General features: G+C 65.0%; 15 protein-coding genes and 1 pseudogene. 7 read left to right on the top strand and 9 right to left on the bottom strand.

The genetic code is table 11. From position 1 onward, the window contains the following. Both NJLHNGOC_RS02975 and aroB read right to left on the bottom strand, forming a co-directional pair. A pseudogene (locus NJLHNGOC_RS02975) lies at positions 1-803 on the bottom strand (OmpA family protein); the annotation flags it as partial. A 293-nt stretch (positions 804-1,096) separates the two neighbouring features. Then, positions 1,097-2,860: a 3-dehydroquinate synthase gene (aroB, locus tag NJLHNGOC_RS02970; protein WP_113595007.1), complete on the bottom strand. Its 1,764-nt coding sequence runs from the start codon at positions 2,858-2,860 to the stop codon at positions 1,097-1,099. Between the two features lie 143 nt (positions 2,861-3,003). Between aroB and NJLHNGOC_RS02965 the strand changes: the two genes are divergently transcribed. The 3 genes from NJLHNGOC_RS02965 to NJLHNGOC_RS02955 all read left to right on the top strand — a co-directional run bounded on the left by NJLHNGOC_RS02965 (position 3,004) and on the right by NJLHNGOC_RS02955 (position 5,179). Next, positions 3,004-3,216, top strand: coding sequence for a hypothetical protein (locus tag NJLHNGOC_RS02965; protein WP_165837824.1), 213 nt, complete (start codon positions 3,004-3,006; stop codon positions 3,214-3,216). Next, positions 3,213-4,127: a tyrosine recombinase gene (locus NJLHNGOC_RS02960; protein ID WP_113595006.1), complete on the top strand. Its 915-nt coding sequence runs from the start codon at positions 3,213-3,215 to the stop codon at positions 4,125-4,127. The genes NJLHNGOC_RS02965 and NJLHNGOC_RS02960 overlap by 4 nt, the downstream gene beginning before the upstream one ends. 95 nt (positions 4,128-4,222) lie before the next feature. Further along, positions 4,223-5,179 carry an acetyl-CoA carboxylase carboxyltransferase subunit alpha gene (locus NJLHNGOC_RS02955; RefSeq protein ID WP_113595005.1) on the top strand — a complete coding sequence of 319 codons (957 nt, stop codon included), beginning with the start codon at positions 4,223-4,225 and terminating at the stop codon, positions 5,177-5,179. 241 nt (positions 5,180-5,420) lie between these two features. Here the strand turns inward: NJLHNGOC_RS02955 and NJLHNGOC_RS02950 are convergent, their stop codons facing one another. Next, the gene (locus NJLHNGOC_RS02950; RefSeq protein WP_113595004.1) at positions 5,421-6,182 is read right to left on the bottom strand and encodes a competence/damage-inducible protein A; all 762 of its coding nucleotides are present in this window, start codon (positions 6,180-6,182) and stop codon (positions 5,421-5,423) included. A gap of 218 nt (positions 6,183-6,400) precedes the next feature. On the opposite strand from NJLHNGOC_RS02950, the gene NJLHNGOC_RS02945 reads away from it, so the two are divergent. Next, positions 6,401-7,330 carry an SMP-30/gluconolactonase/LRE family protein gene (locus NJLHNGOC_RS02945; protein ID WP_113595003.1) on the top strand — a complete coding sequence of 310 codons (930 nt, stop codon included), beginning with the start codon at positions 6,401-6,403 and terminating at the stop codon, positions 7,328-7,330. 40 nt (positions 7,331-7,370) lie between these two features. Here NJLHNGOC_RS02945 and mutT read toward each other — a convergent pair whose 3' ends face one another. From mutT to NJLHNGOC_RS02930, 3 genes are all read right to left on the bottom strand, one after another. Next, positions 7,371-8,387, bottom strand: a complete 1,017-nt coding sequence (gene mutT, locus NJLHNGOC_RS16565; RefSeq protein WP_113595002.1) for an 8-oxo-dGTP diphosphatase MutT — start codon at positions 8,385-8,387, stop codon at positions 7,371-7,373. Further along, a complete protein-coding gene (locus tag NJLHNGOC_RS02935) occupies positions 8,384-9,529 on the bottom strand; it encodes an aromatic ring-hydroxylating oxygenase subunit alpha (protein ID WP_113595001.1) in 1,146 nt (381 codons plus the stop codon). The genes mutT and NJLHNGOC_RS02935 overlap by 4 nt, the downstream gene beginning before the upstream one ends. 273 nt (positions 9,530-9,802) lie before the next feature. After that, positions 9,803-10,675 (bottom strand): ATP-binding protein, encoded by an 873-nt coding sequence (locus NJLHNGOC_RS02930; protein WP_113595000.1) that lies wholly within the window; start codon positions 10,673-10,675, stop codon positions 9,803-9,805. 173 nt (positions 10,676-10,848) lie between these two features. On the opposite strand from NJLHNGOC_RS02930, the gene yajC reads away from it, so the two are divergent. Next, positions 10,849-11,229, top strand: a complete 381-nt coding sequence (yajC, locus tag NJLHNGOC_RS02925) for a preprotein translocase subunit YajC (protein ID WP_113594999.1) — start codon at positions 10,849-10,851, stop codon at positions 11,227-11,229. A gap of 36 nt (positions 11,230-11,265) precedes the next feature. On the opposite strand, the gene NJLHNGOC_RS02920 is transcribed toward yajC, so the two are convergent. Both NJLHNGOC_RS02920 and NJLHNGOC_RS02915 read right to left on the bottom strand, forming a co-directional pair. Then, on the bottom strand, positions 11,266-11,907 hold the full coding sequence (locus tag NJLHNGOC_RS02920; protein ID WP_113595039.1) for a LysE family translocator: 642 nt from the start codon (positions 11,905-11,907) through the stop codon (positions 11,266-11,268). 133 nt (positions 11,908-12,040) lie between these two features. Next, on the bottom strand, positions 12,041-12,649 hold the full coding sequence (locus NJLHNGOC_RS02915; RefSeq protein ID WP_113594998.1) for a superoxide dismutase: 609 nt from the start codon (positions 12,647-12,649) through the stop codon (positions 12,041-12,043). A gap of 129 nt (positions 12,650-12,778) precedes the next feature. On the opposite strand from NJLHNGOC_RS02915, the gene NJLHNGOC_RS02910 reads away from it, so the two are divergent. Beyond that, complete coding sequence (locus NJLHNGOC_RS02910; protein WP_113594997.1) at positions 12,779-13,639, top strand: phytoene/squalene synthase family protein; 861 nt, start codon at positions 12,779-12,781, stop codon at positions 13,637-13,639. A gap of 31 nt (positions 13,640-13,670) precedes the next feature. Here NJLHNGOC_RS02910 and NJLHNGOC_RS02905 read toward each other — a convergent pair whose 3' ends face one another. Then, entirely contained in the window at positions 13,671-14,543 is an 873-nt protein-coding gene (locus NJLHNGOC_RS02905; protein ID WP_113594996.1) for an NAD(P)-dependent oxidoreductase, read from the bottom strand. A gap of 208 nt (positions 14,544-14,751) precedes the next feature. Here NJLHNGOC_RS02905 and NJLHNGOC_RS02900 point away from each other — a divergent pair, with 208 nt between their 5' ends. Continuing rightward, positions 14,752-15,714, top strand: a complete 963-nt coding sequence (locus NJLHNGOC_RS02900; RefSeq protein ID WP_113594995.1) for a bifunctional enoyl-CoA hydratase/phosphate acetyltransferase — start codon at positions 14,752-14,754, stop codon at positions 15,712-15,714. Positions 15,715-15,749 lie beyond the last annotated feature (35 nt).

Raw genomic sequence — 15,749 nt, 5'->3', positions numbered from 1 at the left:
GCGGTCGGCGCGGGCGGCACGACGGCGGGGGCCGGCGGCGGCGGCGGCGGCGCATGGTTGAACGCATAGCGGACGCCGACGATGAACTGGTGGTTGAAGCGATGATCGAAATGCACGTACCCGTGGCGTTCCGCGTTCCACGGGCTGCCGATGGTGGTACGGCTGCCCGCATCGCCCATCGTAAAGGACTGNNTATTCGGTGGTCATCTGCAGGCCCGGGACGCCCGGGATGTCATAGGCGGCACCCACAATTCCCTGATAGGCGAAGCCCTGGTTGCCGCCATCATGGCGGACATTCGCGTTCACGCCACTGATGTTATAGTTCGTTGACGTGCCGACATNTAGCCCGCGCCGACACCGACGAACGGGGTGACGGGGACGTCGATGCTGAACAGGCGCTTCAGGTCGATGTCGTACAGGACATTCAGGAAACCGCCATAGGAACGGTCGGCGCCACGGGTCCGGCCGGAGAAGGTGTTCGTGCCCCCGCCGATCGTTTCACGGTCGATCTGCGACCAGTTGTAATCGCCCTCGACCTCGACACGCAGGCCGTTTCCGAAACCCCAGCCAACCGCGCCGAAGCCGGTCCAGCCATTGTGGTGGTGCAGCCGGTCGCGTGTCCCGGACTCGGTTTCCTGATGGGAGGCGGGGCCGTCCCTGTCCACACCATGACCGTGCTGGACCTGGGTCAGGTCGTAACCTCCCCCGATTCCGACATAAGGGCCCGTGATCGTCGTAGCCATGGATGCCGCCGGGGCAGCGCCCATCAGGGTCGTTGCCAGTAACGCCGTACGCAGACGCATATTCCCGTCCTTAAACCTGATCGTACGCCTGTGTTCGTGGAAGATGGGGGCAACTCCACAAGGGCGATACAATGTTGATCGAATAAAGCTTGTGCTTTGTTTTGCGACGCCGAGGGGAATATTGCGGGAATATTTCTTGCCAAATCTCCCGATACGACCCTTGGCCGCCTTGTTTTGGGGGAGACAGGTTGAAATAAGGTAAATGTTGTGTGGATGATGGCATCTGCGGCCATCATCCATCGGGCTGTTGCATAAACGTCACGCCCTGCCGGGCCTGCGTGGGACGTCCATGTTCAGGGACGGCAGCCGTCCTCGCGCAGGGTGGCCAGTACCGCCTCGTCCGGGACGTCACGGCAGGTGAACGCCTCGCCAATGCCGCGCACCAGCACGAACGACAGGCGTCCGTCGCGCATCTTCTTGTCACGCCGCATGTGGCGAACCAGCGTCGCGGCGGAAAATTCATGCCCCGTGTCACTGATGCGCGCGGGCATGTCCAGCCGTTCAAGATGCGTCGTCACCCGGTCAAGGTCCGCCTGCGCGCAGTATCCCAGACGCACCGACAGCATGAACGCCAGCCGCAGGCCGATCGACACGCCTTCGCCATGCAGAAGGCGCCCGTCATAGCCAAGCTCGGCCTCCAGCGCATGGCCGAACGTATGGCCAAGGTTCAGTAGCGCGCGTCCGTTGGTCTTGCGTTCCTCGCGCTCGTCATCGGCGACGACGGCGGCCTTGAAGGCGCAGGCGCGGCGGATGGCCTCGGCCTGAAGGTCGGGGTCGCCCGCCAGCACGGCCTGTCCGTGGCGGTCGCACCATTCAAACAGGTCGGCATCGCCCAGCAGTCCGGATTTCACGATTTCCGCGTACCCGGCGCGGATTTCGCGCGCGGGCAGCGTCGCCAGCGCCCCGGTATCGATCAGGACCGAAATCGGCTGGTGGAACGCCCCGAGCAGATTCTTGCCAAAGGGCGTGTTAATGCCCGTCTTGCCGCCCACGGACGAGTCGACCTGCGACAGCAGCGTGGTGGGAATCTGGACAAAGGGCAGGCCGCGCAGCGTCGTGGCGGCGGCGAAACCGGCCAGGTCGCCCACCACGCCACCACCCAGCGCCACGACGGTGGTGCCCCGTTCCACGCCGGCCTCCAGCAGGGCATTCGTGACGCGCCCGTACTGGGCGAGGGTCTTGGATCCCTCGCCGGGGGGGACGGTTATGGTCTGGTGATGGATGCCCGTTTCATCCAGCCCCGCGATCAGGGCAGGCAGGTGCAGGGCCGCGACATTTTCATCGGTAACGATCATGACGCGTTTCTGCGGCAGCAGATGCGCCAGACGCGCGCCCGCGCGCCCGATCAGCCCCGCGCCGATCTGCACATCATATCCCGCGCGCTGCAGGCGGACCGGCACCAGCAGGGGCGGCCGCGTGGCACTGATGGTGCGGAAGACCTTTTCGGCGCTGTGCTCCACGTTGTCATCTCCACAATCGACGATGATGTCCGCCTCCGCATACACGGGATGGCGAACCTGCATAAGGCCCGACAGCACCGTCGCGGGCGATGTGACGTTCAGCAGCGGACGGTGCGTACGCTCCTGCACGCGCTGCAGCAATACCGGCAGGGGACAGCGCAGCCAGACCGACGTCGCATTTTCGCGCACGCATGCGCGGGTGCGCGGATCCATGAAGGCCCCGCCACCGGTCGCCAGCACCACGGGTGGCCCGGACAGCAGGCGGCGCATCACCATGTGTTCGCCGCGCCGGAATTCGGCCTCCCCGTATTTCTGGAACAGGTCGGCGATGGAGCATCCGGCAGCGCGTTCGATTTCCTCGTCCGAATCCACGAATGCCAGATTCAGCCGTGCGGCGAGCATGCGTCCGATGGTCGTCTTGCCCGCCCCCATCAGCCCGACAAGCACGATGCTGCGTCCCTGCGGAAAGGGAACGTCGGGGCGACGGTCGTGCCCCAGCGCGTCCAGGTCGAGGGGAATGAACAGGGCCGGGGCGTCGCCATTTGGTGACGTCGGGGACGCCGTCGGGGGCGTATCGGATGAAATCGGGCGTGACATGATGCCCAACCTAACATAGAGCGGAAAAAAACGGATAGCGGGGAAGGATCCCTGTCGGCGTGGCGGTGCCATGCGATGGGCGTTTTCCCGCCGTCCTGTCATGTCGTATCCATCGCGTTCCTGACGCGGGAAGGGGAAAAGTCATGGGCCGTATCATTGTCGCCGTGTCCGCGGTCCTGCTGCTGTGCATGGTTGGCGGGTTCCTGTCGCTGGGCGTCTTTCCGCCGGCACTGGTGCAGCAGGATGTCCATCGGGAACTGTCGATGGCGACTCCGCCCGCCGCGCCGCCAGCGGCCCTTGCCACCCCTGCGGCGCTGCCGGTCGTGCCGATGGCAAAGCCCGCCGCCGCGCAATGAGCGCGGCCGGGATCGAGGCCTTTCTTGAAATGCTGGCGGCCGAACGTGGGGCCGCGCTCAATACGCTGAAGGCCTATCGCCGCGATCTCGATGACCTGGCGGCGGCCCTTGCGCATCAGGGCACGACGCTGGCGCAGGCATCGCCCGGACAGCTGGGCGGTTATCTGGCAGATCTGGCGCGCGCGGGGCTGTCGGCCCGCACGCAGGCGCGGCGCCTGTCATGCATGCGGCAGTATTACCTGTTCCTTGCGCGTGAGGGCAGGCGTCCCGACAATCCCGCCAGCATGCTGGAGGCCCCGCGCCAGACGGCGGCGTTGCCCCGCTTCCTGTCGGAAGGCGATGTCGAATCCCTTCTGGCCGCCTGCGTGGCGCGCGCCGATGCGGGACAGCAGGAGACGCGGCGCATGCTGGTCGCGCGGACCGCGCTGGAAATCCTCTACGCCTCGGGCCTGCGCGTTTCGGAACTGCTGTCCCTGCCGCGCGCGTCGCTGCAACGGGCGTCCGGAATGCTGGTGGTGCGGGGCAAGGGTGGGCGCGAACGCATGGTGCCCCTGTCGTCGCGCGCGCGTGACACGGCGGACGATCTGATGCGCATGGACCGTCCCCTGTCCAGCCCGTTCCTGTTTCCCGGCCGCAACCCGCAGCGCGCGATGACGCGGCAGGGATTCGACCGCATCCTGCATGACGTGGCGCTGAAGGCCGGGCTGGACCCGCAGAGCCTGTCGCCGCATGTGCTGCGTCATTCCTTTGCCACGCACCTGCTGTCACACGGGGCCGACCTGCGCGCGCTGCAGATGCTGCTGGGACATGCCGACATCGCCACGACCCAGATTTACACCCATGTCCTGACGGAACGGCTGCAGCAGGCATTGCGGCAGCATCATCCCCTGTCGGAGCATGCCGTCGGCTGAGGCATGCAGGGGCGGCGGGGCAAAAAATGCCATGGCCGTGAAAAATCGCGACGGAATGTGTTTGGCTGTGTCACGGGCTGTGCTATCGGCAGGCCATGCGCCAGTTTCTAGATTTCGAAAAGCCCGTCGCCGAGCTTGAAAACAAGATCGACGAACTTCGCAAGATGTCCGGTCCCGACGGCATTAACATCGCCGACGAGATCGCGCGCCTGAATGAAAAGGCCGACCGCCAGCTGCGCGCGGCCTATGCCAAGCTGACGCCGTGGCAGAAGGTACAGGTCGCACGTCATGCGCAGCGTCCGCACACGGTCGATTACATCGCCGGCCTGATTGGCGAATTCACGCCGCTGGCGGGTGATCGCCTGTTTGGTGAGGACAAGGCCATCATCGGCGGGCTGGGGCGTTTCGGCGGCCAGCCCGTGGTCGTGATCGGGACGGAGCGCGGGGCGGAAATCGAAACCCGGCTGCACCATAATTTCGGCATGGCCCGGCCCGAAGGCTATCGCAAGGCGCAACGCCTGATGAAGCTGGCGGGACAGTTCGGCCTGCCGATCCTGACCTTCATCGATACGTCGGGCGCATGGCCCGGCATCGATGCCGAGGCACGGGGACAGGCCGAAGCCATCGCGCGTTCCATCGATACCTGCTTGTCCGCGCCGGTGCCGGTCATCGCCACCGTGATCGGCGAGGGGGGATCCGGCGGCGCGGTGGCGCTGGGTGCCGGCGACCGCGTGATGATGCTGGAACACGCGATCTATTCCGTCATTTCGCCCGAAGCCTGTGCGTCGATCCTGTGGCGCGATCCCAAGCAGGCCAGCACGGCGGCGGATGCGCTCAAGCTTACGGCGCAGGACCTGCTGCAGCTTGAACTGATCGACCGCATCATTCCCGAACCCCTGGGCGGCGCGCAGCGTGATCCCAAGGCGACGATCCGCGCGGTGGGCGATGCCATCGCCGCTGAACTGCCGGGCCTGCTGGCCAAGGACGCCACGTTGCTCAAGGCGCAGCGGCGGGAAAAATTCCTTGCCATGGGGCGCGAGAAACTCGCGTGAGGAAAAGGGAACAGGCAGTCCTTTCTCACGGAAAGTGGGCTGTCTGTTCTGGGAAACCGGATGGTTTCAACCCCTGCCAGAGGCTTTGAAACTCGATTTTTCCCTGGAGGTTGTCTGAAGGCAACCTGCTGATGGAAAATGTCAGAAGTTTTTGGGTGCCGCCTTTTTTCAAAAAGGCGGCGTTCTTCGAAGCTTTTTGAAAAAAGCTTCACCAAAAACTTCTGATGGTTTGAAGCTGTCTTCAGGCCTTGTGCGCGGGTTCGCCCTCTATGGGGGTAAAGCCCAGCTTTTCGATCATCTGCCTGATATCCTGCGCGACCTGCGCCACTTCGTCTGCATCCAGTCCCTTGCTGACCAGCGCCACGCCACCGTGCCCGTCATGGTCGTGGAAAGGGTAGGAACCGATATCCACATCGGGATGCCGGTCCTGGATCTTTTCCAGCTTTTCCGCCAGTCCCCCTTCATACAGGCCGAATGCGTGCCAGCTACGTGACGTCACCGGCCTGCCGCAGCGCAAGGTGGGGGCGATTTCCTCGAACATCGCGCGCATGATGCGGGGCACGCCCGCCATGACATGCACGTTGCCCATGGTAAATCCGGGGGCGATGGAAACGGGGTTGCGAATGGGCGTCGCCCCCACCGGCAGGGTCGCCATGCGCTGGCGCGCGGCATTGAACTCCCCGGGCGCGAAATGCTTCTCCAGCAGCTGGAACGTTTCCGGGTGCGGCGCCCAAGGCACGCCGAAGGCCTCGGCCACGCACGATGATGTTATGTCATCATGCGTCGGGCCGATTCCCCCGGTGGTGAAGACATGGTCATAGGCGGCGCGGGTTTCGGTCACCACGTTTACGATCACAGGGCGGATGTCGGGAATGATCCTGACCTCCCGCAGGGAAATGCCCATTTCCGCCAGACGGCGGGCGATATACTGCACGTTTACGTCCTGTGTCCGGCCGGACAGGATCTCGTTACCGATAACCAGGATACAGGCAGTCGGATTCATGGGGCGTCATCCATCAGGTCTGGAAATGAAAAAGACAGGTCGCAGCCTAGCAGCAGAGCAGGGCGGAAGTCTCGCCCATGGCGGCGCGGGTCCACCATCCGGCCATTCAGTACCGGCCCGGCGCGTGTCATCGTATCGCCCGGCGGCAGGCGGGGTGCGGGACGTCTCGTTTTTGGGATAGAGTCCCCCCATCAGACATATCCGCAAAGGAAAACCGCATGGATACGACGACACCAGCGCCACGGTGCGTATGGGACCTTAAGGCGCAGCTTGGCGAAGGCCCCGTCTGGGCGGAGGCGGAACAGGCGCTCTATTTCGTGGATATCGTTGGCTCGGCCATTCATCGCTATGTTCCCGCAACGGGGGAGACGAAATCATGGACCGCCCCGCGTCGGCCCGGCTTTCTGGTGCCGGTTGCAGACGGCACGTTCATGTGCGGGCTGAAGGACGGCCTGCATGGGTTTGATCCCGCCACCGGGCAGTTCACCGCGCAGGCGGTCGTCGAACCCGACCGTCCCGGAAACCGCATCAATGACGGTTATGTCGATCCGCGGGGACGGTTGTGGTTCGGCACCATGGATGACGGGGAGGCCACGCCATCGGGCGCGCTGTATTCCGTAACGCGCGAGGGGGATGGCACGTTGCGCATCGTCCGTCATGACGAGGGATACGTGGTCACCAACGGACCCGCGCTCTCCCCCGATGGGCGGACGCTGTATCACAATGATTCGCATCGGCAGAGCATTTACGCCTTCGATGTGCATGATGACGGCACCCTGAAGAACCGGCGTGTCTTTGCCCGGCTGGAGGAGGGGTATCCCGATGGCGTCGTGGTCGACAGCGCGGGGTGCCTGTGGGTTGGCGTATGGGGTGGCAGCCGGATCGAGCGTTTCGCCCCCGATGCGCAACGTCTGGCCCCGGTACCGGTGCCTGCGCGCAACGTGACCAAGGTCGCCTTTGGCGGGCCGGATTACCGCACCGTGTTCGTGACCACCGCGCGCAAGGGACTGACGCCCGAAATCCTGGCGGAGCAGCCGCTGACGGGTGGGCTTTTCATGTTCAGTGTCGATGTGCCCGGCCAGGTGCAGGCACGCTTTCCCGCGCGGGAGGTGCGTGAGCTTGGCAGGGAAATGAATACCCGGTCCTGAGGTCGGGTCCATGGGGAACCGGCCCTGTCGCGGGGTCGGTTCAGATCAGGTCGCGCAGCAGCGGCACAAGCGGCCTGTCGGCGTCCGGCATGGCGTATTCATGCAGCCGGTTCGCCGCGACCCATTCCAGGGTCTGCCCCTCACGCGGGGTCGGGGTGTTTTTCCACCGATGGCAGACATAAAGCGGCATCAGAAGGTGGAAATGCCCATAATCGTGGGAGACGAAGGTAAACGGCGCCAGACAGGAACGCGCGACGTCAATGCCAAGCTCCTCGTCCAGTTCGCGGATCAGGGCCGCTTCCGGCGTTTCGCCGGGTTCGACCTTGCCGCCCGGAAATTCCCATAGCCCCGCCATGGATTTGCCTTCGGGGCGGCGGGCCAGCAGGATGCGGCCATCCGTGTCGATCAGGGCGACGGCGGCGACCAGCACGCTTTTCTTCTGGCGGGGAAGGTCGCTTTCCTCCCCCGGCGCGGGGGCGCCCGTTCCGGACAGGTCGGCATGGCGCGCCTCGAAACACAGGACGGGATATTCCCCCCCGCGTGAGACGAATTCCTGATGGCCGGTCCCCACCTCCCGAAAGCCGATGCGGCGCAGCACGGCGATGGAGGCATGGTTGTCATGGGCGGCCGACGCCGTCAGCCGCTCGATCGGCAGGTTGGCCATGGCCCAGCGCGCCAGCCGCCCCGCCGCGGTGGTGGCGACCTTGCGGTTCCAGTGCGTCCGCGCCACCCAGTATCCCAGCGTTCCCGTCCGGGCCGCGCGGTCGATGCGCAGCCCGATGCAGCCGATCAGTTCATCGGGGCTGGCCGCCTGCGGGCAGGTGATGGCGAAGTGATAGGCATCGCCATTGCGCGACTGCTCGATGGTGGAGGCGATCCATTCATCCGTCAGCCCGCGCGGATAGGGAAACGGCACGCGGCTGAGCATGCGTACCACGCTCCAGTCATTGATCAGGCGATGCATGACGGGCGCATCGCTGGCCCGGACCTCACGCAGGCGGTACTCGCCCGCCTCCAGCGCCGTGCCTGAAAACCGTGACTGTCCGTCCGTTGTCATATGTTCGCCTGTTCGGGGACATCGGCGGGAATGTCTTCCGCCGCGGTGGCGTCCACGGGCGTATCATACCGCGCCGGCAGCCCGCATTCCGCCAGCAGTTCGCGCAGGTTGCAGATCACGGGGAAGATTTCCTGGTTGCGGTCTCCGTTCTGCTCGTTCCAGGCTTCCTGTTCCATTTCCACGATTTCGCGGTCCTCGCGGAAAATCCGCTCGGTAAAGGCGGTCAGGAAGGGCCAGGCCAGATCCAGCAGCCCCGGTATGCCCGGACGCTTGATCGACAGCAGGCCGAAGACCCGGTTCGTCAGCTGTTTCGCATCCTGCGGGACATAGGAAATCCACAGGTCCATGACTGGATCGTTGTCGCCGGTGCGAATCGACAGCGTCTGGTGGGGATAGACGGTGCGGATCGTCATCACGTCGCGATGGGCGTATTTTTCGCTGTTATCGCGCTTCTGCCCGAAAATCAGCGCCTCGCCGATCGGCTGCTTGCCGCCGGTGCGGGCAAAGCTGTAGCGCGCCTCCACCATGTTGGGCGTGCGTTCCTGGCCCAGGAAGCGCGGCTTCATCTCGCCCATCTGTTTCATGTGCATGAACTGGTGGTTCATATCCATCAGGTTCTCATGCATGAAACTGTAATGGCACTTGATGGTGCGGCCAAAGCGGCGCGTCTTGTAGGCGGGGTTCGCCACCTGCGCCAGCGCGGGCAGAGGCTGTGCCTCCGCCTTTTCAGGGTCTCCGGGGAAGATGAAGATCAGGCCATCCTGTTCGCGGCACGGATAGGTGCGCACGCCATTGGGCAGCTTGCCCTTGCCCAGATAGGGCACGTCGATGCAGCGGCCCGACCGGCCATAGGCCCAGCCGTGATAGCAGCATTGCACCGAGTCGCCCTTGACTGTTCCCTTGCTCAGGGGCACCTGCCTGTGGGCGCAGCGGTCTTCCAGCGCAAAGACGCTTCCTCCCTCGCGCGGGCGCACCAGCGCGATCGGCAGCCCGGCGTAACGTGTTCCGATTGTCTTCCCGGGGCGCAGTTCACGTGACCATGCAACGGGATACCAGTTGTCAGGGTGCGCATGGATGCGACGCAGGTCGCGTCGGCCTGTGGTCATGGGCGGCACGCTGTCTGACGAAAGCAATTTGTCCATTGTCTCTCTTGGTTTTGAAGATGGCCGTGGCGATCGGACGTGCCAGGGATCACATGGTGTGGCGTTGCGTCTGTCGAATGCGCGGGCGGGGTAAGGGCCCAACGGTATATAAGGATATTTTTCGCGGGAAGCATGAATGGTTCCGCGCAATCATACTTTGTCACATCTCTCCCGTCCCTGTCGTGTGGCAACGACATCCGCCCGGCCGGGGTGCCTTCACCCCTGCCGGCGCGTCATTATGCACCATCGCCCGGACGTGAACCATGTGATGGATCATTCCCGCGCGGAAAGTTCTGCCGTAAGATCCTCGATGAACTGGAATGCCACGCGGCCCGAACGTCCCCCCCGCGCCAGTGACCACGCGTTGGCCCGGCGCACCAGTTCCGCGTCATCGATATGCAGGTGACGTTCGCGGGCATATCCGCGCACCATGTCCATGAAGGTATCCTGGGCACAGTTGTGAAAACCGATCCACAGTCCGAACCGGTCGGAGAGGGAGACCTTCTCCTCCGTCGCCTCGGCCGTGTTGATGGCGGTCGAACTCTCGTTCTCGATCATCTCGCGCGGCATCAGGTGACGGCGGTTCGACGTGGCATAGAACAGCACATTGTCCGGACGCCCGGCAATGCCGCCATCAAGAACGGATTTCAGCGCCTTGTAATCCGCGTCCTCCCGCTCGAACGACAGGTCGTCGCAAAAGACGATGAAGCGGCGCGTGCTGTCACGCAGCAGGACAAGAAGTTCCGGCAGCGTGGCAAGGTCCTCGCGCTGGATTTCCACCAGCGCCAGCCGGCCCCTGCCCGGTGCTGCGGGCTGTCCGTCCATCAGGTTCGCCTGCGCGTGCGCGGCCTTGACCAGCGACGACTTGCCCATCCCGCGCGCGCCCCACAGCATGGCGTTGTTGGCAGGCAACCCTTTGGCAAAGTGCAGCGTATTGTCCAGAAGCAGGTTACGCTGGCGTTCCACCCCGCGCAGCAGGCCGATATCGACATGCGCCACCTGTGCCACGGGCGACAGCCGCCCCAGCGACGGGTGCCAGATGAAGGCATCGGCCGCATCAAGGCCCTTCAGGCTGGGGGCGGGCGGGGACAGGCGCTCCAGCGCGGAGGCAATGCGTTCGAGAACGGGGAGCAGATTGGAATCCATCGTCGATCCTGATTCATGGACATGAAGGCGACAGCATACGCTGACTGATATCCGGAGCGCGTCGGACCATGTTGAATGGCGAACTGACGCCTTGACGGGAAACAGGCGAAAACTATGGTCCGCATCGCAACCCTGCAACCCGTTCAAACCCGTATCATGCCGGAAACCTGCCGATGAGCTCTCTTTTTGATAATTTCCTGACCACCCCGGCCTATGCCCAGTCCGCTGGCGGCGGTGGATTCAGCGCCGAGGGCCTGGTGTCCATCCTGCCCTATGTGGCCATGTTCGGGATTTTCTACTTCCTGCTGATCCGCCCGCAGCAGCTCAAGCAGAAGCAGCTGCGCAGCCAGCTTTCCTCCCTGCGCCGGGGGGACCGTGTGCTGACCGGGGGCGGCATCGTCGCGGTCGTCCAGAAGGTGGCCGAGGGATCGAACGAGGTCGAGGTCGAAATCGCCCCCAATGTGCGTGTGACCGTCCTGCGCGATACCATCACCAGCGTCATCACCAGCGTCTCCAAGCCCGCCAATGACATGACGCCGCCCGCCAAGGGCTGACGTCACGCGGCAGAAGCCGGAAGGATCGGGGAGGGATCAGGCGCGGGCGCGCAGCAGGATTGCGCCGAAGCCGATGAAAATCCCCCCGGTCAGGCGGTTGAAGGTCCGCTTCAGCGTCGGTCGCGACAGGTAGGCCGCCATTTTGCGGCCGCCCACCGCATAGACCATGTACCATGCCGTCTCGATGGTCGCGAACGTTATGACGAGTATGGAAAACTGCGGCAGGCGCGGGGCCGCGGGATTGATGAACTGCGGAAAGAACGCCGCCGCGAACAGCAGCAGCTTCGGATTGCTGATCGCCACCAGGAAGCCGCCGCGAAACAGCGCGAACGCCGTGCCGGATGTCGGGTCGGGTGCCGTGTCGAGATCCCCCTGCGCCGGATTGTCGGACCCGTCATGCGCCCGCCATGCCCTGATCCCGAGATAGACGAGGTAACACGCCCCCACCACGCGCAGGGCGCCAAACAGCCGGGGGGAGGCCGCCAGCGCGGCGCTCAGCCCCGCCACGGACGCGCCCAGCGCCACCAGCAGCGCCAGCAGGCAGCCCGCCATCGTCGCGGTCGTGCGCCGCACGCCGAAATAGACGCTGCGTGTCAGGACATGAAGCATGTTGGGACCGGGAATGGCGCAGAGAAGAAAGACGGCGACGGAAAACAGCCACCATGAATGAAGGGTCATCGCGGAATCCTGCATGCCTTTGTCATGCCCCGTCTGGATGCGGGGAAGGGGGAAAACAAAAAACCCGGCCGCGCTTGCGACCGGGCTTCATCATGGCGACCCCGGGGCCGCCCGGCAATGCCGTGGCGATGCCTTACGCGGCCTTGAGCTGCGCTTCGGCAAATTCGTAGTTCGCCAGCTTGTCGAGGTAGTTGACGATATAGTCGGGACGACGGTTGCGGAAATCGAGGTAGTAGGAATGTTCCCACACGTCGAGGCCCAGAAGCACCTTGCCCTGGCCTTCGGCCAGCGGGTTGGAGCCATTGGCCGTCTTCGTCACCGCCAGCTTGCCATCGGGGCCAAGGACCAGCCACGCCCAGCCCGAACCGAACTGCGAGGCCGCTGCCGCCTTGAAGTCGGCCTTGAACTTTTCGATGCTGCCGAAATCCTCGACCAGCTTCTTGGACACGGAATCAGGCATCGCGCCGCCCTTGGGCGACAGGTTCTGCCAGAACAGGATGTGGTTCCAGTGCTGTCCCGCATTGTTGAACACCGGGGCCTGTGCCGGGTCGCCCTTGACCATCAGGATGATTTCTTCCAGCGACTTGCCCTGCAGGGCAGGCTTGGATTCGACAAATCCGTTCAGCGCCGTCACATAAGCCTGATGATGCTTGTCATGATGCAGTTCCAGGGTTTCCTGGCACATGCCACGCGCGGCAAGCGCATTGTAGGCGAAGGGAAGGGAGGGCAATTCGAAGGCCATGAACGTTCTCCTGGCAATTGCAAAAGGCGGTATCTCACCGCTACCCCTAAACAGCTATGGGCGCACGGCGGGTGCGTCAAGTCACGCACGCGGGCGTGGCTTCATCGTAACGCATGGATCCCTAACGTCATGACCACTGTTCAGGATGCAGGACAATCCACCGATGGCCTGTCCGAATGTGGCGCGATCGCGCGGCGTTTCGATCCGGACCGTTTCCTGTGCGCCCTGTTCGTTCCCGCCCCCGCGCGCGAGGCGGCGATGACCCTGATCGCCTTTAATCACGAGTGCGTTCGCGCGCTGTCGACTCCTGCATCATGGGCGGTGGCGGGGCCGATTGCGGGGATGATCCGGCTGCAGTGGTGGCGCGACGTGATCGATGGCGGCGACCCGCAGCGCCATCCGGTGGCGATCGCCCTTGTGGAACTGCTGTCACGCGGCAGGGTGGACGCGGACACCGCGCGCGGGATTGTCGATGCGCGCGAATGTGAACTCGATGGCCTGCCGGACTGGGATGCGTGGCGCGCGAACATGCGGCTGGGGGCGGGCGGGGTGCAGCGCGCCATGGCCGAAGCGATCGGCTGCGATGATGCGGCATGCCGGGCTGCGGTCGCGGACATGGGGGCGGTTTACGGCGCGGGCGCGCTGGCGCGGCATCTGGCGCTGGTGCTGCGCTCCGGGCGCTGTCCCCTGCCGGATACGGCGCTGGAGGCCGTCTCCCTGACCCGCGATGGCGCGCGTGAAGGCCATGCAACCCCCCGGCAGCTGGCGGAACTGCACGACGCGCTGCGGACCGAGGGGGAGGCGTTTTACGCGCAGGCCATGCAGGCGGCCCCCCGCCTGTCGCGCGCCGTGCTGCCGGCCGCCCTGCCCGCGGTGCTGGGGCGGCGCGACCTGCGGGCCGGTGTTGCGCGGGACCCCGACGCCGTGGCCGCGCGTGGCATCGGCGACAGGCTGGCGGTCATGGCGGCGGTGGCGCGCGGGCGGATCTGACATGATCCGCAGGGCGTGACGGGACGGGGATTTACGGCGTGTCGTTGGCGACCATCTTTTCCATGATCGCGAACAGGGCGGAATAATCCTCGTTCGGGTAACGGCGGCGCGTCAGGCTCAGTGACTGTGTCGCGGCCGCCGTCGCGGGCATCGGCGCCATCTGCCGCGCGGCGTCGGTCATCAGCAGGCGCATGTCCTTCTGCATCAGGCGTGTGGGGAACTGCGGGCTGAAATCGCCGGCCTTCGCCGCCTTGAGCTTGCGCTTGTGATGGGGGGAGATGACCGGCACCGCATCCAGCGCGTCAAACAGCATGCCGCGTTCCAGCCCGGACGCCAGCCCATAGGCCACGCCTTCGGCCACGACGGACAGGGTCGCACCCATGATGCCGTTGATGACCAGCTTCAGCTTCGATCCGCTTCCCGACGGGCCGGCATGGATGGTCAGCCGCCCGATGGCGTCGAAAATGGGCTGCGCGCGCGCGACATCGGCCGCATCACCGCCCACCAGGACCACCAGATTGCCGGATTCGGCCTCGGGCGTGCTGCCCGCGACGGGGGCGTCCAGCACCGTGATGCCCGACGCGCCCCCCTGTTTCGCCAGCGCGACCGAGGTTTCGGGCGCCACGGAACTGGTGTTGATCAGCAGGCCGCCGGATTTCATGCCCGCCAGCGCCCCGTCGGGGCCGGACATGGATTTGTCCAGCGCCTCGTCATCAGGGACGGAGACGAGGACAATATCGGCCTCCTGCGCCAGCGCGCGGGGGGTGGGAAGGAAGCGCACGCTGCCGTCGCCCCCCTTGCCCGAGGGGGTATAGGCCACGATGTCGTATCCCGCCTTGCGCAGGTTCTCGCCCATGCGGCAGGCCATCGCGCCAAAACCGATAAAACCGACCAGAGAAGACATGTCAGGGCTCCTGAACTGTTCAAGCATCTTGTGAAAACCCGCAATGCGGGCAGAAGGTTGTCACAAGCTTGCCCAATGGGGCCGCGGATGTCACGGCGGGGAGGCCGGGGCGGCGGAGTGGTCGCGCAAAGATGATGCGCGAGGCCCCCCCCACTGTGTGGCAAGGAAGGGGACGATTCCTGTTCCTGTCTGTCTGCTGGAAAGTCCCATGACGACGTCTGCCACGACGCCCTCGCTGCATTTTTTCGATGATCTTGCCGCCACGCTGCATGGCGCGCCGCCGCTGCCGGTCGGCATCATCTATCCCTGCAGCGCGGTGTCGCTGCGTGCCGCGTGCGAACTGCTGCGCCGTGGGCTGGCCCAGCCCGTCCTGATCGGACCGGCGGCCCGGATCCGCGAGATCGCGCGCGAAGAGTCCCTCGACATCACGGCCTGCCGCATCGTGGAGGCCATCGATGACGCGCAGGCGGCGCAGCGCGGGGTAAGGATGGCCCGCGACGGGGAGGTCGCCGTCCTGATGAAGGGGGCGCTGCATTCGCGTGTCTATCTGCATGAAATCGGCCATCACGAAAGCGGGCTGCGCACCGACAGGTGGATGAGCCATGTCTATATCCTCGACCTGCCGGGGGTGGGGCGGCCGCTGCTGGTCAGCGACGGGGCGGTCAACATCGCCCCCGACCTCGATGTGCGGCGCGATATCGTGCGCAACGCGATCGACCTTGCGCACATGCTGGGAATCGCCTGCCCGCGCGTGGCGCTGCTGTCGGCGGTGGAAACGGTCAATCCCGGCCTCCAGTCAACGCTGGACGCCGCGATCATCTGCAAGATGGCGGACAGGGGACAGATCACCGGCGGCATCGTTGATGGCCCGCTGGCGTTCGACAACGCGTTGAGCCCGGAGGCCGCGCGTTGCAAGGGCGTGCATTCCCCCATCGGGGGGCAGGCCGACATCCTGATCGTTCCTGATCTGGAGGCGGGTAACATCCTTGCCAAGCAGATGACCTTCCTCGGCGGGGCGCAGGCGGCGGGCATCGTCCTTGGCGCGCGGGTGCCCGTGATCCTGACCAGCCGGGCGGATTCCCTGTCCACGCGCGTTCTGTCGTGCATGGTTGCCATCTCCATGATCCGCAACGGCTATCGCATCGCGGGGCCGGGCGTGGATGCCGCATGAATGCCATGCATGGAATGCAGGGATGCGTCCCGATC

It is taken from the genome of Novacetimonas cocois (assembly GCF_003311635.1).
GTDB lineage: Bacteria > Pseudomonadota > Alphaproteobacteria > Acetobacterales > Acetobacteraceae > Novacetimonas > Novacetimonas cocois.
Note: the sequence above shows the minus strand (reverse complement) of the source record. Positions and strands in the feature narration are given on the sequence as shown.